The sequence below is a fragment of the Haloferax sp. ATCC BAA-644 genome (assembly GCF_000336975.1).
Taxonomy (GTDB): Archaea; Halobacteriota; Halobacteria; order Halobacteriales; family Haloferacaceae; genus Haloferax; species Haloferax volcanii.
The window spans coordinates 1-19,425 of record NZ_AOLF01000004.1 but is presented as its reverse complement, the minus strand read 5'-3'; the positions used below and the strand labels follow the sequence as shown (position 1 = coordinate 19,425).

The 19,425-nt window shown below is 61.3% G+C and carries 17 protein-coding genes and 4 pseudogenes; 5 read left to right on the top strand and 16 right to left on the bottom strand.

The annotated features are described in order from the left end of the window. Positions 1 to 47: 47 nt before the first annotated feature. A pseudogene (locus C458_RS18665) lies at positions 48 to 257 on the bottom strand (hypothetical protein); the annotation flags it as partial. 8 nt (positions 258 to 265) lie between these two features. Between C458_RS18665 and C458_RS03575 the strand changes: the two are divergent. Beyond that, positions 266 to 2,305 carry an ABC transporter permease gene (locus tag C458_RS03575; RefSeq protein ID WP_239638799.1) on the top strand — a complete coding sequence of 680 codons (2,040 nt, stop codon included), beginning with the start codon at positions 266 to 268 and terminating at the stop codon, positions 2,303 to 2,305. Here the strand turns inward: C458_RS03575 and C458_RS03570 are convergent, their stop codons facing one another. Then, complete coding sequence (locus tag C458_RS03570; RefSeq protein WP_008573270.1) at positions 2,306 to 3,235, bottom strand: ABC transporter ATP-binding protein; 930 nt, start codon at positions 3,233 to 3,235, stop codon at positions 2,306 to 2,308. Positions 3,236 to 3,945: 710 nt separating this feature from the next. Between C458_RS03570 and C458_RS03565 the strand changes: the two genes are divergently transcribed. Then, positions 3,946 to 4,284: a hypothetical protein gene (locus C458_RS03565; protein WP_008573269.1), complete on the top strand. Its 339-nt coding sequence runs from the start codon at positions 3,946 to 3,948 to the stop codon at positions 4,282 to 4,284. Positions 4,285 to 4,327: 43 nt separating this feature from the next. Here the strand turns inward: C458_RS03565 and C458_RS03560 are convergent, their stop codons facing one another. The 10 genes and pseudogenes from C458_RS03560 to nikR all read right to left on the bottom strand — a co-directional run bounded on the left by C458_RS03560 (position 4,328) and on the right by nikR (position 9,894). After that, positions 4,328 to 4,654: a hypothetical protein gene (locus tag C458_RS03560; protein ID WP_049897103.1), complete on the bottom strand. Its 327-nt coding sequence runs from the start codon at positions 4,652 to 4,654 to the stop codon at positions 4,328 to 4,330. A gap of 6 nt (positions 4,655 to 4,660) precedes the next feature. Beyond that, positions 4,661 to 5,014: a hypothetical protein gene (locus C458_RS03555; protein ID WP_008578681.1), complete on the bottom strand. Its 354-nt coding sequence runs from the start codon at positions 5,012 to 5,014 to the stop codon at positions 4,661 to 4,663. Between the two features lie 79 nt (positions 5,015 to 5,093). Then, positions 5,094 to 5,309: pseudogene (locus C458_RS18875) on the bottom strand (PemK-like protein); the annotation flags it as partial. Then, a complete protein-coding gene (locus C458_RS03550) occupies positions 5,306 to 5,665 on the bottom strand; it encodes a helix-turn-helix domain-containing protein (protein WP_008573265.1) in 360 nt (119 codons plus the stop codon). The pseudogene C458_RS18875 and the gene C458_RS03550, both read right to left, overlap by 4 nt. Positions 5,666 to 5,729: 64 nt before the next feature. Further along, positions 5,730 to 6,065 carry a hypothetical protein gene (locus C458_RS03545; RefSeq protein ID WP_008573263.1) on the bottom strand — a complete coding sequence of 112 codons (336 nt, stop codon included), beginning with the start codon at positions 6,063 to 6,065 and terminating at the stop codon, positions 5,730 to 5,732. Next, positions 6,065 to 6,232: a hypothetical protein gene (locus C458_RS18330; RefSeq protein WP_008573262.1), complete on the bottom strand. Its 168-nt coding sequence runs from the start codon at positions 6,230 to 6,232 to the stop codon at positions 6,065 to 6,067. The genes C458_RS03545 and C458_RS18330 overlap by 1 nt, the downstream gene beginning before the upstream one ends. A 218-nt stretch (positions 6,233 to 6,450) precedes the next feature. Further along, positions 6,451 to 6,888 (bottom strand): annotated as a pseudogene (locus C458_RS18870) (hypothetical protein). 495 nt (positions 6,889 to 7,383) lie between these two features. Then, positions 7,384 to 7,923 carry a hypothetical protein gene (locus C458_RS18660; protein ID WP_239638797.1) on the bottom strand — a complete coding sequence of 180 codons (540 nt, stop codon included), beginning with the start codon at positions 7,921 to 7,923 and terminating at the stop codon, positions 7,384 to 7,386. 35 nt (positions 7,924 to 7,958) lie between these two features. Then, positions 7,959 to 8,864, bottom strand: a complete 906-nt coding sequence (locus C458_RS03530) for a halocyanin domain-containing protein (RefSeq protein WP_204365584.1) — start codon at positions 8,862 to 8,864, stop codon at positions 7,959 to 7,961. A 601-nt stretch (positions 8,865 to 9,465) separates the two neighbouring features. Then, positions 9,466 to 9,894: a nickel-responsive transcriptional regulator NikR gene (gene nikR, locus C458_RS03525; RefSeq protein WP_008573258.1), complete on the bottom strand. Its 429-nt coding sequence runs from the start codon at positions 9,892 to 9,894 to the stop codon at positions 9,466 to 9,468. A 595-nt stretch (positions 9,895 to 10,489) separates the two neighbouring features. Here nikR and C458_RS03520 point away from each other — a divergent pair. Then, positions 10,490 to 11,530: an ABC transporter substrate-binding protein gene (locus C458_RS03520; RefSeq protein WP_008573257.1), complete on the top strand. Its 1,041-nt coding sequence runs from the start codon at positions 10,490 to 10,492 to the stop codon at positions 11,528 to 11,530. Positions 11,531 to 11,881: 351 nt separating this feature from the next. On the opposite strand, the gene C458_RS03515 is transcribed toward C458_RS03520, so the two are convergent. Both C458_RS03515 and C458_RS03510 read right to left on the bottom strand, forming a co-directional pair. Further along, complete coding sequence (locus tag C458_RS03515) at positions 11,882 to 13,483, bottom strand: oleate hydratase (protein ID WP_008573256.1); 1,602 nt, start codon at positions 13,481 to 13,483, stop codon at positions 11,882 to 11,884. Positions 13,484 to 13,651: 168 nt separating this feature from the next. Continuing rightward, on the bottom strand, positions 13,652 to 14,305 hold the full coding sequence (locus tag C458_RS03510) for a helix-turn-helix domain-containing protein (RefSeq protein WP_004061589.1): 654 nt from the start codon (positions 14,303 to 14,305) through the stop codon (positions 13,652 to 13,654). 274 nt (positions 14,306 to 14,579) lie between these two features. Here C458_RS03510 and C458_RS18910 point away from each other — a divergent pair. Further along, positions 14,580 to 15,246: pseudogene (locus C458_RS18910) on the top strand (aminotransferase class V-fold PLP-dependent enzyme). A gap of 94 nt (positions 15,247 to 15,340) precedes the next feature. On the opposite strand, the gene C458_RS03505 reads toward C458_RS18910, so the two are convergent. After that, the gene (locus tag C458_RS03505) at positions 15,341 to 16,315 is read right to left on the bottom strand and encodes an ABC transporter substrate-binding protein (protein ID WP_004061593.1); all 975 of its coding nucleotides are present in this window, start codon (positions 16,313 to 16,315) and stop codon (positions 15,341 to 15,343) included. 525 nt (positions 16,316 to 16,840) lie between these two features. Between C458_RS03505 and C458_RS03500 the strand changes: the two genes are divergently transcribed. Next, the gene (locus C458_RS03500) at positions 16,841 to 18,646 is read left to right on the top strand and encodes a PAS domain S-box protein (RefSeq protein WP_008573253.1); all 1,806 of its coding nucleotides are present in this window, start codon (positions 16,841 to 16,843) and stop codon (positions 18,644 to 18,646) included. 104 nt (positions 18,647 to 18,750) lie between these two features. On the opposite strand, the gene C458_RS03495 is transcribed toward C458_RS03500, so the two are convergent. Next, positions 18,751 to 19,425: HEAT repeat domain-containing protein (locus C458_RS03495; protein ID WP_008573250.1), on the bottom strand; the 675-nt coding region annotated here is incomplete at its 5' end.

The window sequence follows — 19,425 nt, the reverse complement described above, 5'->3', positions numbered from 1 at the left end:
CGACCGCGACTGGATCGCCCCGCACCCCTCCCGGGGGACGAACAACTCTACTCGTTGATCGGCTTGAGGGAATTGAGATCGGCGTGGAGGACTTCGCCGTCGCGAACGACGTACCGCTTCGCAAGCACGGGGAAGCGGCAGTTCGTGAACCCCGCCGTCTGGATGTCGAGTTCTTCATCGGGTTCGAGATAGTTGGCCAGCTTTCGGAGGAACTCGTGAGTGACGAGACTTCCTTCGTAGTCCGGAAGTCCATCCTCACAATTCGTTGAACGGCACCGTAGTTCCCGCAACGAGACAGGAGGAACAGAAGCTGAGCAAGCGCTTGTTCACGTCTGACTCGATATACCCGACTACTAGACTGAACAGAATCAACAGTCTTCCCCAATCACAAGTTCTTATACAAGTGCGCAAAACCTGCTCCAGTATGCCCTCCATGTCAGTCGTACGAACAGAGTTCCAGCGATGCCTCCGAGGAAAGACGCCGTGGCTTCTGGCGCTCTGTCTCCTCCTCGTGAGCCGCGTCCCCACGAGTCCCGAACAGGCCGTCGTCCGACACCTCGGCGACGCCGCCGCGTTTCCACGCGCTCAGACCGCCGTCGCAATTGTCGTTCCGTTCGCCGCCGCCGCGCTGGGCTTCCGATCAGTCGTCGGCGAGCGCGAGAGCGGCACCGCCCGCGTGCTCCTCGGAACTGAACTCTCCCGCACCGACCTCGTCGTTGGGAAGGCTCTCGGCCGCGGAGCCGCCATCATGGTTCCCGTCCTCGTCACCATGCCGCTGCTCGTCGCCTACGGTACGTACACGTACGGGAGTATTTCTCTCCCCGTGCTCGCTGGCCTCCTCGTCGCGGCGGCCGCCTATGCGTTCGCGTGGACGACCGTCACCGTCTCGCTCTCGGCCACGATGTCCTCGACCACGCGCGCCGCCGGCGTCGTCTTCGCCGTCACGCTCCTCCTCGGGATATTCTGGAGCGACATCACGGTTGCGCTCCTCTGGAATCTCGTGACGGGCTCCACGCCGAGTAACGAGATGGCCCACCCCGAGCTGTTCTCTGCTCTCAAATGGTTCTCTCTCCCGAGCGCCTACTACGTGCTCACGGATTGGCTCCTCGGGGTCCCGGTCGGTCCCGGAAGTGCCGCGCTCCAAGTGAGCGACGCGCTCCGCAACAACGGGACGCTCGCCACGGCGTCCCCGCCGCTGCCGGTATGGGTCGGAGTCCCCATCTTCCTCGCGTGGCCTGCCCTCGCGCTCCTCGTGGGCGTCTCGGCAATCCGCTACGGCGACCTCACCCCGCGTGGTGGCCCCGGCCGGCTCCGCCGTACGTGGGCGAACCGTCCGTCACTCCCGCGTATCGCCGTAACGCCGGCCACAGCGGTCGTCGGCCGCGGAGGCTGGGTGGATTCGCTCCCCGGACGGTGGCAGCCGCTCGCGCGACGCGAGTTCCGCCGGCTTACGCACGGCTCCGGCGTCTGGCTACTCGGCGCGACAGTCCTCGTCGCCGGAGTCCTCAGCCTCTCGCCGTCAATACTTGTTCGAGATGCCCTCGGAGCGTGCGTGCCGCTTGCTGCCCTGCAACCGCCGATCAGCGTTATCGGCGGGTTTGGAACGCTTCTGCTGACATTTCGCACGGTCGTCACCGAACGCGACTCCGGGAGCATCCGTATGACGGCCGGGACGGCCGTTTCGCGCTCCGCGACGCTCGTCGGTGTTATCATCGGACGAGCCAGCGCAATCGCGTTCTCGCTCGTCCTCGCTGTCCTCGGAACGTGCCTCGTCGCCATCCCCCAGCACGGCGTCGCCCCACCACACGTACTCGTCGGGTTCCTTGCGGTTACTGTCGCTTTCGTCTACTGCATGACGGGATTCGGCGTCGCGCTCTCGACAGTCGTACGCCGGCAGATGATCGGGGGCGTCGCCGTCCTTGTGCTTGCCGGCCTCTACCTGACGTGGTTCCAGATTTCGAACATCGTCTACGGCACGCTCACCGGGACGGCCGTAAACGGCTTCTCCCCGCCAGCGAGCCCGACGTACCTTCTGCTCCGGTGGGCGCCACCAGCGAGCCTCTATCACGTCGTGACGAACGCCGTGCTCGGCGTCCCGAACTCTGCCGGGAACGCGGCCGGGGTACTCACCGACGCGCTTCAGTCGAACGTCTTCTCAAATATTGTGGTCGTGCGGGCGGCCTACGGCGCGGATGTCCCTGTCTGGTATCTTCATCCGGCGGTCGCCCTCGGGGAACTCCTCTGCTGGTTCGCACTCCCAGTCGCGCTCGCCCTCATCAGCTATCGGCGCCGCGCACTCGATTGATTACGGCGCGTCCTCGCTTGGCGCCGTCGGCTCACCGTCGGCCATGGCGACGAAGGCGTCCTCTATCGTGCCCACATCGACGTCGAACGACCGAATCGTCGCCCCGGAATCGGCGAGTGCTTCGAGCGCACGATAGCGAGTCGCGGCGTCGCAGACGGCCTCGATTCGACCGTCCGTTCGCGTGATACGCGTGACGCCATCGATGGCTCGCACGGCCGCGAGCGCGGTATCATCGGCGTCGGCGTCGATACGGAGGCGGCTTTCGACACCTGCCGTCGCGCGGAGTTCTGCCGGCGTGCCTTCGGCGACGAGTTCGCCGTCGGCGAGCAGGCCGACGCGGTCGCAGACGCGCTCGACTTGGTCGAGGACGTGACTGGAGAAGAAGATTGTCGCACCGCGGTCGCGCTCGTCCGAGACGACTTCACGGACTAACCGAACTCCATACGGATCCAGTCCGGAGAACGGCTCGTCGAGGATGAGGAGGTCTGGATCACCGGCGATGGCCATCCCCAGGCCGAGGCGTTGTTGCATCCCCTTCGAATACCCCCCGGCGCGTTGGTCAACGGCGTCCGTGAGGCCGACACGGTCGAGGATCGTCTCGGGGTCGCCGGTCGCGTCGTTCGCGTCGAGGATGTAGGCGACGTGTTCGTGGCCGGTGAGCGAGCCGTAGACGCCGAAACGGTCCGGGAGGATGCCGGTGCGGGCGTGAATCGTGCTTGCCTCCTCGCGGACGTCTAACCCGAAAATTCGCGCTGTCCCCGTACTCGGGCGTGTGTAGTCCATCAGCATATCAATGGTCGTGGACTTCCCGGCGCCGTTCGGGCCGAGGAAGCCGTACACCTCGCCCTCGTCGACGGTGAGGTTGAGGTCAGCGACGGCGGGCGCGCCGTCGTAGCGCTTCGTGAGGCCGCGCGTCTCGATGGCGGTCATCTCCGGTCACCGCCCGCTCTGGGCGTTCGTTCGCTGGCGACGCGTGTGGGCTGGAGGGCCATGCGCTCCCGTATTCTGTGAACGTGCAAAAACCTTCGCGGTACCCGGCGCGACGAGGAGCGACCACATGGACATGAACTCGTGATGGCCTAACGAAGCGAAGCTCAGACTCTCCCGAAGAAAATCCAGCAGGCGAAGATTCTCGACGCTGATGTTACGGAATGGTCGGTCGCGAGCGACGCGGAGGGCGGCAGCGGCGAGCGGGGCGGGCCGTAGAGAAACACCGTTCAACCACGCTCGACGCTCAGTAACCCAGCCGCCATCCTGGCGGACTCAGAAAAGGCGAGGGCGTCTCGGCCGTCCCCCGACCCCGAAAGCACCGCAGGGACGAGGCGCGCAGCGGCGTTCTCGTGAGCTTAGCGAACGAGGGCCAGCAAGACGCAGTCTCGCGTGGTCGCGGGACGTCGAGCGGCCGAGGGCTTTCGACGGTGATGCTTTACAATCACGTGCTCACTATCGACACCCGAATGTCTGGCCTCTATAATGCGATTATGTCGCGGGCTGCGGACAGTGAATACATCGATCCCGAACACGTCTAGCCGCTCGGAATCGGCTGCACCGTCGTCCTCATCGCTCTCGTCGATATTCGTGCTCTGAACCAGCTCCTGGCGTCCCTTGACGGATTCACGCAGCTACGACAGCTGCTGGTAATGGCGTTGAAAGGGATTGGCGCGGGGATGATCGCACATTTCGCTTACAGTACGAGCGAGATCTCGTTTCGAAGCCGCCAAACGCTCCAGAGCAAGGAACGCGCGCTTATGATCATCCTCGGAGTTGGTGTCGGCGCCGGCCTATTGGTCGACGTCGTCATCCCTCGGCTAATCGAACCCTTTCCGTTCGTCGTGGTCCAGACCGCTGGACTCCTGCTCGTGGTCGGCATGTGGTATCTGCACTTGTTGATCGAGAATTGGAAGCTGTCGAACGAGTGGCCCCATGTGCTGAGTGGGCTCCTCATTGCCTTCGGTCCGTATGTTCCCTACTTGTTGTAGGATATCTCTGGGGACCTTCTGAGGGGCGGTATCAGGATAGGTCTCAATCGCCCTGTGAGTTCAGTTCGTTGAGAAACTGGCCAGCGGTCGTCCCGATATGAACGCCGTCGATGTTGGACATTTCGAGGTTATAGGTGGCGGTCCGGAAAGGCGTCCCGTCGACGAGAACACGATGAATGACGGTACGGACGGGGCTGGTCCCGTACCTGTCGACGGCACTCGCCATTAGCTCGTCGAGATGCCCGTCCTGGTGATCTGTCCGGGGATGCTGGGCGCGCTCGAACACAAGTTCCACCACGTCGTCTACTGACGCGTGTTCTGGATTCTCGGTACGTTCACGAACGTCGTAGAGAGTCTCGGAATCGGTCATCGGTACTCACTCTGGGGTATCCGCGTCAGTATCTGCCGTCGATGGCTCCAGTCGTCGCTGCTGACGAACCTCGGCTAGGGCGTCTTCGAGCGTGGTCAGACATTCGATCGCTACGAGTTCGTCGGTGATCTCGTCGAGGAGTGCGGCTCGTTCGATAGCGGTCTCGTCTCCCTCGGTCGTCTCGATCGAGGCAACGCAAACCTGGCGCTTCTCGTGCCATCCACAGTTCCAACAATTCCGTGAGACCTCGATACACTCGTCTTCATCCGCTGCAAGGAGGGCGTCGGTGAGTGACGCCGAAGGCGGGTGGTCCGGCCCGACTTCGAGTGTAACCGAGGACCCGCACGCGGGGCAGTCCATGATCTTCCCGAAGAGCGCCCGTCTGTTGAAGATAGTGGAGCGATTCGAGTGTCGCACAAATACGCCGTGAAGGGAGAAGATTTCTTTTTCCGAGTGGGTCGCCCTCGTAGTCGTCGTCTCGGAGGGGGAGTGCCTCCTCGTGATAGGTCTTCGTAGAGAGCAGGACCGTGATGAGTTGGGTACCATGGTTCGGGAGTTGAGGCGCTCCCAGAATGAGCATCGGGCGACCTTTCTCCGAGAGCGGGTCACTCGCCCAGATAATGTCGCCACGTTCCAGATCCTCGAACGCAGTCACTGTACGTCGTCCATCTCGTCTGTCTGGAGGTCCTCAAGACGTTCCTCACCGTACTGTTCGGCTGCCGTTTTATGATGCCGGTGGAGCCGGTAGGCAGAGTGGAGCCGTTCCTCGTCGTCCGTGATCGCCCAGTACGGGCGCTTGTGCCGCACGAGCTCGCGTTCCTTCAATCGTGAGAGAATCGCACTGACAGCGTCCGTCTCCAGCCCGAGTCGCTCCGCAATCGTCGCCGCCTTCCACGCCCGGTCGTCGTTCTTGTCGAGGAACAGTACGATTCGTTCAGTGTCATTCCGGTCCTCGAATTCGTCGGCGTCAGCGTTTTCGAACTCGTCGATATCGATAGTACCGCTCGACATGGATCAGTATTGGGACTGTTGGAACATAGTTGTTTGGTATGTTTGTTACTTGGATTGGAGAGGGTCACTCCGCTGGCATCGCAACGATATGTTCCTCGAGGCCGCGGGTCCAGTACATCGCCAAGCCACCTGGGCCACAGCGCTCGCACAGCTGCAACGAGCCTTCGAGATGGCCGAGTTCCACGCGGAAGCGCGTGAGCGCCGCGAGTGTGTCGACGACCAGTCCACACCCGTCACAGGCGACGTGGTCGCGCTCATCGGGGTCTGACTCTGTCTGGATTGCGCAGTCGACGCAGATGGGGTGGGTGACCCGTTCGTCCTGGCCCCACGTATGCGCCTCGCCAGCCTCGGTGCCCGGCGGGGCGTCGCAGAACGCACACCCCGTGAGCGTCTGCTGCATCACTCGCCCTCCGCGTCGGCGTCGCGGCCAGCCGTCCAGCCACGGGCCGTCGTGTCGTCGACGTCCGCCGTCGCGACGCCGGCGGTATCGCGGTCCTGGGCGAGCTGTGCTTTCTCGAACTGTTCATGGTCGGCACTCGTGTCGTCGTGAGGATCGGGATCAGGCATGGTGAGTCACGCCGCGCACGCTGTCGCGCGCTGCACGCCTCCCGGCGCCGATAAACAACTCATGGCGTAAAGATTCGGCACCTCCTTGGATCGCCCGGCCGCCAGGGTACACTCACTCGAGGAGTAGGGCGGTGGGTGGGGGCGAGGGAATGGATCCGCCTCCAGTATTAACCAACACTATGCCGGTATCGGCCGAGAATGTTGGTTAAGTCCAGCCGCTACGGTGTTCGAAGATCTCGTACTGGCTTCACCGCGAACGTGTCTGGCTCGCTGGTTGCTCCTTCACCAGCCCACTCCGCCGACGTCGATGCCGACCGCGTGAGCTGGGTAATCAGTTCGTCGCGAACGGTTCGTCGAGGGATGATGGTCTCATGCCAGCCCAGCCGGTCGTCGAAGTGCCGCTTCTGAAACGTCGCCGACATCGTCGACCGCGACGTACTGCGTCCGCGTCGACCGCCCGACCTGCCGAGAGACGAGGACGGCGCCCACGGCCTCGTGCGTGAGCTCGACGAGAGCACACTCCACGAGAGCAACGACCGACGTGTGACCTCGGTCGAGCGGGAGCACCACCTCAAGGTCTACCCACGGTGACTCGCCGTCCGGGTACTTACCGCTTGATTCGCTGCTCGTGTCTCACTGCGTCGTTCCGAACCCATCGTCTAACGGGGGCACGTGATGCGTCCCGCCACCCCCTTGCGGGGGCGACAGACACCACCGGAACACAACCGCTCAAACTGTGCGCTACATATGATACGTTTCTGAATCCAAGATCCCGATGACGACCCCTCGGCCTGAGAGAGCCGGCGGCCTTCGCACACTACATATCGCCGCTTTCTTTGGACGAAAACCGCGGTATGCAAGACACTATGACGGTCTCAAATCTCAGAAGAGCCCCGTCGGGCTGATTTGAGGGCGTAGAAAATACCTCGACGAGTTCCGAAGTAATGATGTAATCTCAAAAATTGCTCGACGGCTGGGTAATGAAGGTGATTACGGCCGTATCTGGATACCTTGGAACCGCTGCTTCACCTGTTCTGAGTCTCTCGAGGCCCCCGACTCGGTACTTCGAATCGTGAAATACTCCCTATTCCTTCGGTTCAGACCGTGATGGCCGCTGAAAATTGCTCGACGGGAGTCAGAAGAACTTGATGCTACCCGTCTGCCTGGTTGCCGACCTCTGCAATGACCAGTACGATTCCGAAAACGAACAGCCCGTAGCCCGCGATACCCGCCGCGAACGACTGCTGGAACAGGCCGACCGTGCTTCCCGCACCGATGCCGCCGCCAAGCATCCCAATCTTCCATGAGGTACCCTCGCCGGACAGGGTTCGAATCGTCTCTGCGTTGTCGAGCGCAAACGCCGTTGTCGTCCCGTATATGAGTGGAATCATTGCCATGAGACCGAGATTACCGTCGTCAACGACGGCCGTCAGCGACATGACGCCCAGACCGACAATCGCCGATAGAACGTACCGAATGGGTCGTCGCACAGCGGCGTATCGTCCGAGCGTTACTTCAATGTCCGAGGTTGTCTCTTGGACGCCAGTCTTGTCAGGTTCTGGAGAATTCAACAGAACCGAGTCGTCTGAAACCCTCTTGTTGAGTTCCGAATCAGCGATGGCATGCCGCGAGCGTGCGGACGTCTTTTGTGTCGGTGTTATCTTGCGAGAGATATCGGAAAAATCCAGCACTGTCTAACTCGCTGCCGTCTCATGAGCGGCAATAGTTATTCGACGATGATTGCTCCTTTCTGGTCGAGTGATCTGTGGGGCTGACAGGCGTAGCGATACGTTCCGCTCTGTTCGAACGTATGTCGGAAGTGGACTCCGGATTCGGGCGTAACCTGACCGGAGTGGATGTCTGAATTCAGGAACACCACGTTGTGCCCGCCGCCGGTTCCGGTCCAGTTCCACTCGACCGTCGTACCCGTCGTAATCTTCAGAACCGGGGGGTCGAACGCGAAATGACCTCTGTTGCCCCGAGTCCCGACAGAGACTGTCGCCGTGTCGACGTCGGTTCGGTCAACCACCGTACCGTCGAAGTTACTGCTGTCGCCGACCCACCTGTCGACGGTCTGGTTCCCCGTCGACGGAGGTTCTTTGACGAACACGGCACCGCGCATTCCTTCATCTCGGTGCGGTTCCGAGACGAACGGATACGTCCCCGGTTCTTCGAAGATGTAGTGATAGGATGTACCCGATTGGGCGTTCGGTCGTCCGCTGTCGAAGGTGCCGTCGAGCGCAACGATATTGTGGAGACCGCCGTGACCGGTCCAGTCCCAGGTCACATTCGTCATGGGAGCGACTTCGATTACGGGCGGGTCGAACGACAGTCCGTCCTCAACGGGGTGGCCAACCTCAATCAACGGTTGGGAACCAAGCCCGTATCGAAGCGTATCCCCCCGGTAGCCGTTGGCATTTGCCAGCCAGTCGTCGATTGACTCGGGGGGAGTCAGGGTTGACTCCGTGGTCGTCGTTGCGGTGGTTTCGGAGTCGTTCGTGCTCGTCGACGACGTCGTACTGGTACTGGCGGCGTCCGGTTCACGATTTGCTGTGCTACAACCAGCTATCGCTACGGTGCCAGCGAGAGCGGTGCTGCGGAGGAGTTGCCTACGAGTCGGGGACCGTTTCATTGCAGTTTGACGGTCGAGTTATTGTCAAATCAGCGCTATGACGCTTCCCCAACACTGGGAGTACGCCCACACCTACATATGTATAGGGCGTGTAAATTTAGGGTTTTAGTATTAGGTGAGAGCCGCTACCGGTCGACCGATTGTCTCGTTGTGATTGACAGAACAGAGATTCCGTGCGAAGACGAGGAAAGCGGACATCCGATACAAGATGGGCGGGAGGACTCGCGGCATCCGTCAACTAGCGACCCCAGCCAAGACGGCTGGATCAGATTTCCGAGGTCTGAGCGGGAGACTTCCAAGACGGGTGGCGTCGAGACAGCTAGTGTTGCATGGCCGGGGAAACCGGGACGTACGCGACCGTGACAGTATCGAGCGTCCACCCCCTCCACCGAGATAGCCAGCGACTCCCGCTGCAGCAATCGTGGGTGCGCCTGCCTTCTGGAGTAGTCTTCGGCACGAGATTTGAGCCATTGGTTTTGGCAACTTTATCGATATATCAACCGATTCTTGTGATTTCCCCATCTAGAGTTGATACTAACGAGGATTGAAGTTCGTAGATGTTGCTAGGGGTAGCGTGAACGCAGAGAAGGACAGAACAGAATTAGTTCATGTCGGCCAGCGGGCCGAAGTCGTCGACGGGGAGTACTGAGTAGTCGATTGTGAGGGTGTCCTTCGTCGCTCGAATCTTTCCGACGAACGTCGAGATTTCTTCGAGCGACCCTTCCAACACGAACAGCTCCATGCAATGATGGCCGCCGACGTGGCTATGGAAGTTCGATGCGACGATGTCCTCGTGCTCGTGGCGGAGGTGCATCATTTTCTCCTCGACACTTGTCGTTTCGTAATCGAAAACGACTGTGACGACGCCCATTAAGTCTCGGTCTTCGAGTTTCTTGTCCTCGAACTCACCGAGAAGGTTTCGGCTCGCCTCGCGAATTACTTCACTGCGACCAGTATAGCCGTGGTCGTCCGCGAACTGGTCGATTCGATTAAGCAATTCTTCCGGCATCGAGACGCTTACCACGCTCATATAACAACGCAGGGCGGACAAAATATTAAATATTATCATCCTCAGCTTCGGAAGAACAGTAATTGTGGTCTGCCCGCTCACGATGGAGGGAGACCAACACTCGATGAAATCGACGCCAAAGACGAAGAAACGTCGGCGCTCCTCACCGACCGCGTACGGTTCTGTCAGCACTATTTGGGGAACGAGTCGTCCGGGTCGGTTGCAGCGAGAGTTGGCACAATCAAGTCTGTTCAGGATGGGACCGACGACGGAGTCGAGGAGATGAACGCTCCTGACGGCAGAGTGTGTCCGCGTTGCGGATCCGCTTTCACCGAGGGTGGGCCGCCGATGTGCCCACGCCGCGGTGCTCCTCGCCGATATTTTGGGCCGCCTAAAATTCGGAACGCTTTTGCGTATTTAGGCGAGCCTAAACCACATGCCAGACGGTTCCAGCGATCACGAGACATCGACGCGACGAGACGCAATCAAGTACGGTGGAGCAGTCATCGGTGGGGGACTGCTCGCTGGCTGTATCGGACAGTCAAACTCTGCGTCACCGTTGACTGAGACAACCGCGAACGACTCGTCAACCGCGACGAAGACCACAGAACCGGAGGTGGAGAGTTATTCGGTGACGATGGCACCAACCGGTACTGTCGAACTCGACGAGGTTCCCCAGAACGTATTCACCGTTCTCGTTCACCACGCAGACATGGTCGTCGCTCTCGGTCACGGTGATGCCCTCAATGCGATGTACAGTCCGTCCAACTTCGAGGGCAATTACGACAAGCTTCTCGAACGGCTCAATGGAGTCTCGGTCGATTGGTCGGAGCTCTACAACTCGTGGAATCCGGACAAGGAAACCCTGTACGAACTCGACAGTGACCTCCACCTAGCCGACCCGGCGTACGTCTCGACAATGGATGCGTGGGACACCGCGGATGTCGAGGAAGTCCAAACGGAAATCGCCCCCTGGTTCGGGAACTCCCTCAGTCGGAACCACAGCGAACCGCCGGCAGACTGGGCAGACCAGTACCAGTATTATTCCCTCTGGGATATTTTCGGCAAAGTAGCGCAGGTCTTCCAAGAACAGGAGCGGTACGAAGCGCTCTCTGACGTCAAAACTAATCTCGACTCGGCAATCTCGTCGAGTCTCCCAGCAAGCGATAACCGACCGCAGACGGCGCGAATCATGACGACTCCGGAGCTGGATACCATCTGGACCTTCCACATGAACGGCCCGGGATTCATTCGGTCGCACACGCGTCCGTTCGGCGTCCCCGACGCACTCTCGGATGTGGGAGAGAGCAGCACGATTGACCTGGAGACCCTCGTCGAGACCGATCCGGAAGTAATCCTCGTCGAAAACGCGTTTGCCAGGAGCGACGATTGGCGAGCAGTAAAAAAGGAGTTCCACAACGACCCGGTTGCGGAAGAAATTTCGGCAGTGAAAAACGACCGGGTGTATCCGCTCAGCGCCCGGTACGGCGGCCCAATAATGAACCTCTTCCAGTTAGAGATGGTCTCCAAACAGCTGTATCCGGAGCAGTTCGGTGAGTGGCCTGACTACGACGGTGGTCCGTATCCCGACTTTTCCAAGGAGGAACAACTATTCGACCGCGAACAGGTCGCGAATATCATCAACGGCGACTTCTAACTAAGGTTTGACCCCAGGACCCAGGACCCTCAACGGGCAGAAAGCGGGTCTACCGAACGTCCGATTCAGTCTCGATGTTGCTGAACGCAAGTCGCGCATCAAAATCAGCCTCCGAGGTTGTGAATCGGTGATAATGCAACAGCCGCACTCACTAGCTCTCGAAGTTCGGGAAGAGCCCTGAAGTCATCAGTAATCAGAAACGGTGCATCCACCTCACGGACCGCGGTTACGCAACTGGCTTCACCATCGTCGATTCGGCTCGTTGCGAACACAGATATCGCCGTCGAGGAGTTCGAACGCCAACGGTGCGAGACGGCCGCCGAATCCGAGCCAGCGTCGTCTCCGAGGTCGCTATCTGAAGGCGGCCCGTACCGTGTCGAGAAGTACGTCGGGCTCGTACTGATGGGTGCTCACCGGCGGCACATCGCCCTCGGCGTCGAACAGTTCGTGAACCGCCATCAGTGCCGAGCGAACCGAGTACTCGACGGTGAACACCACGTCGTCGGGAACCTCGGCGAACTGGCCGAGGAACGCGAGATTGTTCGATCCCGCAGGGACGACCTCGGGGCGGTCACCGGGCGTCCGCGGCATGAACTGACTCGTGATGAACGGCATCATACAGGGGATACAGGTGGCCGTCTCGCGTAGCTCTTCGAGACGGTCGGCGTAGCCGAGGTGGTGACAGAGCTCCGCCAGAATCTCCTCGCCCGTACAGTCCTCCATCTTCTTGTTCACGTGATTCCCGCGTTCTTCCGGGAAGAGGCCGTACCCCCAGATGACCTTCACGTCATCAGGTTGGTTCGCGAAGTGGGGCTGGACGGCGGTGACGATGGAGAGCAGCCAGTTCGACTCCGTGAACGTCACGAGCGCGTTCCCCGGCTCTTCGCGGGTGACCTCCACGACGTGTTCGAGGAAGTCCGGCTCGCGGAGTGTGAGCGTGAACGACTCCCACTTCGACTCGGGCACGTGGTCGGCGAACACCGAAGGGTTCCCGAACTCGGGGAAGTCGTCCGCGAGTGCCTTCCAGAGTTCGAACGACGTGCCGCTGTCGTGCAGGTCGGGGGCCTCGGTCATCGACCCGAGGCTCAGCGCGTCCGTCATCGACCCATTCGTCACGAAGACGACGTCGGTCGGCTCGACGGTGATAGTGCCGGCAGAGCCGTCTTGGTCCTCGTAACGGATGGTTTCGACCGTCTTGCCCGCGCGGGCCGGGACGATATCGAGGTCAGTGACGGTGTGGCCACCCAAGAAATCGACGCCGCGTGCCTCCAGCCAGCGGCGGAGCGGTCGTACTACGGAGTCGTACTGGTTGTACTTCGTCCGCGACACGCCGCTCAGCGTGTGGAGTCGGGGGAATTCCCGTGTGAACCGCTGCATGTACCGGCGCATCTCCGCCGCGCTGTGCCACGGCTGGAAGGCGAACGTCGTCGCCCACAGATACCAAAACGTGGTATCGAAGAAGGTCTCGTCGAACCACTCCTCGATGCGTGTCTCTCCGAGTCTCTCCTCGGGTGTGAGAAGGAGGCGGAGCAGCGATAGACGGTGTTGCGTCTCGAACCCGTAGGAGGAGACGTCGAGTATCTCTTGGTCCGCGCCGACGAGGCGGGCCTCGGCGCACGTCTCGTGGTTCTCGTTGAACTCGTCCATCTCCTCCCTGATGGTCGTGTCGGGGTCTTCGAGCGACGGAATCGACCGGAAGAGGTTCCACGTACACTCGTAGGTCGGAAAGTTGAACATGCGACCGCCGGGTAGGACGTAGCCCTCCTCGGGGGTCCCGCGCCCGTCGAGCGCGCCGCCGAACACCTGCCGCTTTTCCAGCACGTGAACGTTCTCGCCCGGCGTCTCGGTGTCTCGAAGGAGGAACGCGCCCCCGGCGAGAGACGCGATGCCGCCGCCGACGAAGTAGGCGTCGCGTTCGGCCGCGTCCGCTTCGGTGCCGACCGTATCGGTCACGCGCAGGTCACCCCGTCAACCGTCGTCATGCGGCGGCCTACCCGCCGGTTCGGGTGTCGTCCGACGCCGTCCACGGGGGGGTTTCGTACCCGTGGTTGTAGCTTCGATGCCATGTCTGTATCCCGGGGGCGTGCGGCGATAAGTACTGACTCTAACCTGTTGTGGTGTTTAAGATGTCTTTTTATCTGAGGCGACGGTGTGCCGGACGAGTCGGTCTTGTGCCCGCCGGAGTCGCTCGGAGACGGACGGGGCGGTGACGCCGAGTTCGGCCCCCAACTCCGCCAGCGAAGTCGTTCGCGGAACGGAGAAGTAACCCGCCTCGTGGGCGGCGAGCAGCGTGTCGCGCTGTTTCGCGGTGAGTCCGTACTCGTTGCTGTCCGAGGGGGCGACGTCGACGACGCGGTCGAGTCGGAACGTGATGCCGTTCTCTTCGCAGTCCTTGTTGAACTCGGCGAGCGTCGCTCGGTCGGAGAACCGCGTCCGCACGTCCCATCCGCTCGGGGTTATCGTCGCTGAAATGGGGGCGGTGTCCAGCCGGATGAACTCCGTGTAGATGGCCGGCGGCCGCTCCGAGAGTTCGACGCGATAGAGACGGCGGTCCACAGTCGACCCGAGCACGCTGTGAGTCGCCACCGACGCGTCCCGTAACGCCGCGTCGACCGAGTCCAACCGGCCGCCATCAGCCCAGAAGATGAGCACCGGTCGGCTCCGCGCGGACGTCAGCGTGTTCTCTACCCGGAGGGTCACGTCCGGTACGGCGGCGGCGACGTCGGTCAGCGGCAACCGCTCCGAGACGAGACGACACTCGACGACGAGGGTCATGGTCAGTGGAAGACGACGGACGAGGTCCCCAAAAGTCCTGAGGTCAGAACGTCTCGGCTCGCTCTGTTTGATGAACCCGCGTTGACTTCGTGTCGACATCGACCACCGCCGACGCGTGTGCGACGGCACCCATCGCCGGCGCAGCAATAACCTCTCCAAGTACCTCACGAAGCACGGTGCGGAGGGATGTTCTCGATAGTGGATACAGATACCCGGTCGGCTTAGGAAATGAGTTCGATACAGAATACTTCGGGCGAATTACTAAGTCGGCTCTATGGCTACGATACTCATGGCGGATTGGAATGCGGATTTCGGGCCGTTCGATGGACATACTTGGCTGAACTGCGCCCATCAAGGGCCCTTACCGAAGCGAGCCGTCGAGGCGGTTGACGATGCGGTTACATTGAAACGAGCGCCCCATCGGCTCCCAGAACGGGCCTTTCGCGAGGTACCAGCCGGGGTCAAACGGGCACTCGGAGCACTCATCAACGCCTCACCCGACGAAATTATCCTCGGAAACAGCTTCTCGTACGGGCTACACCTGCTGATTCATGGGCTTGAGTGGAACGAAGGTGATGAAGTAATCCTCGTCGAGGGTGGTTTCCCGGCGACAATGCTCCCGTGGCAGCTGCTCGAATCCCAGGGAGGTCCAACTGCGGTTCGTCGATGCCGAGCGTTCGACACCTTTGACACAGCAGCTCGCCGAGACAGCGACCCCGCGGACACGCGCCTTCTGTACGACGTGGGTGGACTCGTTCACTGGGCGGCGGCTCGATATCGACGAGATCGGAACCGTCTGTCACGAACACGACGTGCTCTTCGTGCTAAACGGCACGGAACAACACGGGCCACACGCACCCGTCGGTGCGGTATCGTTACACGCCCGAAAATGTCAAAAATTCCAGTATCGTTTTGTACCCTCGCGTCGCGCACCCAGGTGACTTCGACCTGAGCACGCCGGGGGCGAACTAGCGATACTCGGCGTAACTGCCCGAAGCAGAAACGGTCCCGCGGTAGGTATTATTCTAACCCGTCTCAGATGTTTCCGTGGACGATTTCTGCGACGCGTTCACGGTCGAATAGCGTCACGTCCTCGAACGAGTCCGGGTAGATATCTTTCGCCGCCCGGTCGGTATGGTAGAAGTTGATGATCGGCCCTTGGTCAAGGTAACCGGCACTGTAAACCGCGTCATCCTCAACCGCCTGCACGCTATGAGACCCCGCTTGGTCTTGGAGTGGTTCGACGACTTCCTTCTGGAACGTCGACTCGGACGCCCCGCCATAGTTTCGCACCAGCAGCACCTCGGGGTCGATTTCGATCAGGGCCTCGATATCGAGCGTCCCCCTGTCAGAGAAACTGTAATGACCGACATCCGTCGCCGCAAGCGCATCGGTCAGCCCGAGGTCACGCCACTGCTTGGTGCTGACTCCCCCGTCATCAAACCGGAATGGGTAGAACTGGAAGCCCGCTCCGTCGGCCGGATATACCAGTAAGGCGGTTGGACGCTGGTCGGCTGGCGGCAAGTGCTCATCGACTAACGCAAGCATCTCCTCGTGGAGTTCGACGAATGCCTGGTATCGGCCCTGTGCCTGAAAGACCTCAGCCATCAGTCCGAAGGCCTCGTACAAGGAGTAGTAACGGTAATCGTGCCAGTCGTCGCTGTGGCGGCGGATAAAGTTGCCAAAGAACGGGCCGAGGTTGTCCGCAATCTCATCGACGTCAGACTGATCCCAGCCGTACCAGAGTCGCAGTATATGGGGGTCTATGAAATGAACGTCCGCGTTCATCTCATAGAACAGTTCCTTACTCACACCGTCGGCAACCAGTTCCACGGTGTCATCTGCGTCGAAGTCTATCCCGGGAAGCTCTTCGAAAGCCTCGCTCGCAAAACGGTCGTGGTTCTGAATACCAAGCGTCTGTCCACCACCGAGTGCGAACGCCATATCCGCAAAAGTGGGTAGTAATGCGGTCCATCGCTCGGGCGGGCCGTCGAACGAAACCTCACCCATCGGTTCGATTGTGACGGTGTACGGCTCATCTGACCCGGTCGCCGTATCCGTCTCCGAGACCGTCTCCGAAACAGCCGTCTGCGTCGATGGCGTACGCGACTTCGAAGACGAACTGCTTGGATCGGAAGTACCAGAACAGCCTGCAAGGAGCCCGCTTCCCGCGATTGTTCCGCCGTACTTCAGACAGCCACGCCGTGTCAGTTCCCTGTTGGTTTCGGAATCGTCCACCATATGATTTAGGCCAGCCTAAACATACAAAACAGTTCCGAACTTTAGGCCAGCCAAACATTCAGCAACGTCAAAACAACCACCGGGGGCGACTGGCTTAGCGTATTCGTTTTCGTAGAGAACGACCGTCTGCAAACGCGACCCGGTTCACGCGTTCACGTCGCTTCGAAATCCACCAGAAAGCACTCGTCGAGCAGATCGGTGAATGTGAGCCCAACCTAACTCAACGACCTGCTCGGTCCTCAAACTGCGACTATCGTTAAGTACCTTCTCAGCACACATTCAATCGGAATAGACATGAGCGAGTTAGTGAACGAGGTGGCCGTCCTGTACGTCGACGACGACGAGGACTTCACCGACCTGACGGCGACGTTCCTCGAACGGGAGCACGACCGGTTTCGCGTCGAGACGGCCACGTCGGTCGCCGAGGGACTCAATCGTGCGACAGATTCGACGTTCGATTGTGTCGTCTCGGACTACGACATGCCCGAGCGCGACGGGTTAGACTTCCTCGAAGCCCTCCGCGAGGACGCACCCGACCTCCCGTTTATTCTCTTTACCGGCGAAGGCAGCGAGGAGGTCGCCAGCGATGCCATCTCCGCGGGCGTCACCGACTATCTCCAGAAAGAACGGGGAACCAGCCAGTACACCGTGCTCGCGAACCGTATCGAAAACGCAGTCGAGCGGCACCGCTCGCAACGCGCGCTCGAAGCGAGCGAACAGCGCCTCTCGTTGTTCATCGAACAGTCGCCGCTCGGCGTCCTCGAATACGACAGCGACTTTCGGATCGTCGGGCTCAACGAGCGCGGCGAGGAGATTCTGGGCTACACCGAAGAAGAACTCCGCGGCCACACCTGGGAGGTCATCGTCGCGGACGACAGTTACGACAACGTCGACGCCGTCACAGACCAGCTCGCGGTCGCGGAGGGCGGCTACCACAGCATCGACGAGAACGTTCGGAAAGACGGCGAACACATCCGCTGTGAGTGGCACAATCGAGTTATCACCGACGACGACGGCGAGGTCGTCGGTATCATCTCGCTGTTCCAAGACGTGACCGAACGCGTCCGCCGCGAGGACGAACTCGAACGGACCAACGCGCTGCTCTCGACGCTCATCCGGTCGCTCCCGGTCGGCGTCCTCGCGGAGAACAGCGACCGGACCGTCCTCGCGATTAACGACCGACTGCTCGAACTGTTCGACATCTCGGAACCATCGGCGGAACTCATCGGCGCGGACTGCCAAGTATTGGCGCGGGAGGCCAGCGAACTCGCGATCGACTCGAGGGACTTCGTCGAGCGCGTCGACGAGCTAATCGCCGGAACAGAGTCAGTCCACAACGAGTCAGTCTCCCTGACGAACGGTCGGACGCTCAACCGAAGCTACGAACCGATTGAACTCCCCGACGGGACCGGCCACCTGTGGATGTATCGCGACACGACCGAGCAACGCGAGCGAGAACAGCAGCTTCAGCGCCAAAACGAGCGATTGAGCGAGTTTGCGAGCGTCGTCAGCCACGACCTCAGAAACCCGCTGAACGTCGCCGCGGGGAACGTGGAACTGGCTCGCGAAGCCCGCGAGAGCGACCAGCTCGCGACTGCCGCTCGGGCGCTGGCCCGTATCGACGACCTCATCGACGACCTGCTCACGCTCGCCCGGAAAGGCGACAACGTCGGTGAACGAGAACCGGTGTCGCTGGGGACGCTCGTCACCGACTGCTGGGAGACCATCGAAACGAGCAACGCCGAACTCCGAACCGACCTGACGGCGACGGTCGTCGCCGACCGGAGTCGGCTCCAACAGCTCATCGAGAACCTCGTCAGAAACAGCATCGAACACGGTGGCGACGGCGTGGTGGTCACGGTCGGCGGACTCCCCGACGGATTCTACGTCGAGGACGACGGGGTCGGCATCGCGGCCGACCGACGCGACAGCGTCTTCCAAGCCGGACAGACGACATCACGGACGGGAACCGGGTTCGGGCTCGCAATCGTAAAGCAGGTCGCAGAGGCCCACGGCTGGACGGTCAGTGTCACCGAATCGGACGACGGCGGCGCGCGATTCGAGATTACGGGCGTCACGTTCGCTGCGGCCGACAGGTGAACGGCAGCGGCTGTCGTCCGAGGTGCGGGAGCGAACGTGGGAGCGACTTTCGGTCGGCACGGCCGTGACGGACGACCGCTCGTCGGTCACGCCGGACGCGGAGTTCAGTACGGCGCGCCGCAGCTCGGACACATCGGCGGCGCGCCCTCGGGGAGGTCGATACCGCAGTGGGGGCACTCCCCATCCACATCGGGCGATGTTAGCTCGGTGACCGCGTCCGCGGTCGTGCGTCGAACGCCGGCGAGCGTGCCAACGTCCTCGACCGTCGACGCCGCAGCCGCGGTCTCGCCCTCCATCGATGCCCGAAGAAACCCGACTCGTTCGGCGGCGAACGCGGTTTCCTCCTCGGACTCCGCACCGAGCGCCGAGTCCGGAACCGCCACCGATTCACCGTGGTCACGGCGGTCGCCGCGCTCACCGGCCAACAGCCCGAGCGCTTCGGCGGCGCGGCCCCGGACGAAGGCGTTCTCGTCGACGAGCCGAGCAGAGAGCGCCCCCCGAATCGCCGCGAGCGCGTCGGGCGAATCGCAGCCGACGCCCGCAATCGCCGTACAGAGATGGTACCGGACGAGTTCGTCCTCGTCGTCGAGATGTTCGGCGAGCGCCGAGACGCGGTGTCGGAGCCGACCGGGGTCACCGAGCGCGACGCATTCGAGCGCCTTCGCCAGCTTCTGTTTCACCTCGGGTTCGTCGAACGAGAGGCCGACGCGGAGGTCCGCGAGCACCGCCGGCGAGGCGACCGCGTCGGGGTGGTCGAGCGCGACGTAGCCAAGCGCCTC

Bases quoted from the DNA above. Each gene is read 5' to 3' on its own strand.
- C458_RS03570 (WP_008573270.1), bottom strand. From the start codon at position 3,235: ATGACCGCCATCGAGACGCGCGGCCTCACGAAGCGCTACGACGGCGCG.
- C458_RS03565 (WP_008573269.1), top strand. From the start codon at position 3,946: ATGGCGTTGAAAGGGATTGGCGCGGGGATGATCGCACATTTCGCTTAC.
- C458_RS03560 (WP_049897103.1), bottom strand. From the start codon at position 4,654: ATGACCGATTCCGAGACTCTCTACGACGTTCGTGAACGTACCGAGAAT.
- C458_RS03555 (WP_008578681.1), bottom strand. From the start codon at position 5,014: ATGGACTGCCCCGCGTGCGGGTCCTCGGTTACACTCGAAGTCGGGCCG.
- C458_RS03550 (WP_008573265.1), bottom strand. From the start codon at position 5,665: ATGTCGAGCGGTACTATCGATATCGACGAGTTCGAAAACGCTGACGCC.
- C458_RS03545 (WP_008573263.1), bottom strand. From the start codon at position 6,065: ATGCAGCAGACGCTCACGGGGTGTGCGTTCTGCGACGCCCCGCCGGGC.
- C458_RS18330 (WP_008573262.1), bottom strand. From the start codon at position 6,232: ATGCCTGATCCCGATCCTCACGACGACACGAGTGCCGACCATGAACAG.
- C458_RS03530 (WP_204365584.1), bottom strand. From the start codon at position 8,864: ATGAAACGGTCCCCGACTCGTAGGCAACTCCTCCGCAGCACCGCTCTC.
- nikR (WP_008573258.1), bottom strand. From the start codon at position 9,894: ATGAGCGTGGTAAGCGTCTCGATGCCGGAAGAATTGCTTAATCGAATC.
- C458_RS03510 (WP_004061589.1), bottom strand. From the start codon at position 14,305: ATGACCCTCGTCGTCGAGTGTCGTCTCGTCTCGGAGCGGTTGCCGCTG.
- C458_RS03505 (WP_004061593.1), bottom strand. From the start codon at position 16,315: ATGGGTGAGGTTTCGTTCGACGGCCCGCCCGAGCGATGGACCGCATTA.
- C458_RS03500 (WP_008573253.1), top strand. From the start codon at position 16,841: ATGAGCGAGTTAGTGAACGAGGTGGCCGTCCTGTACGTCGACGACGAC.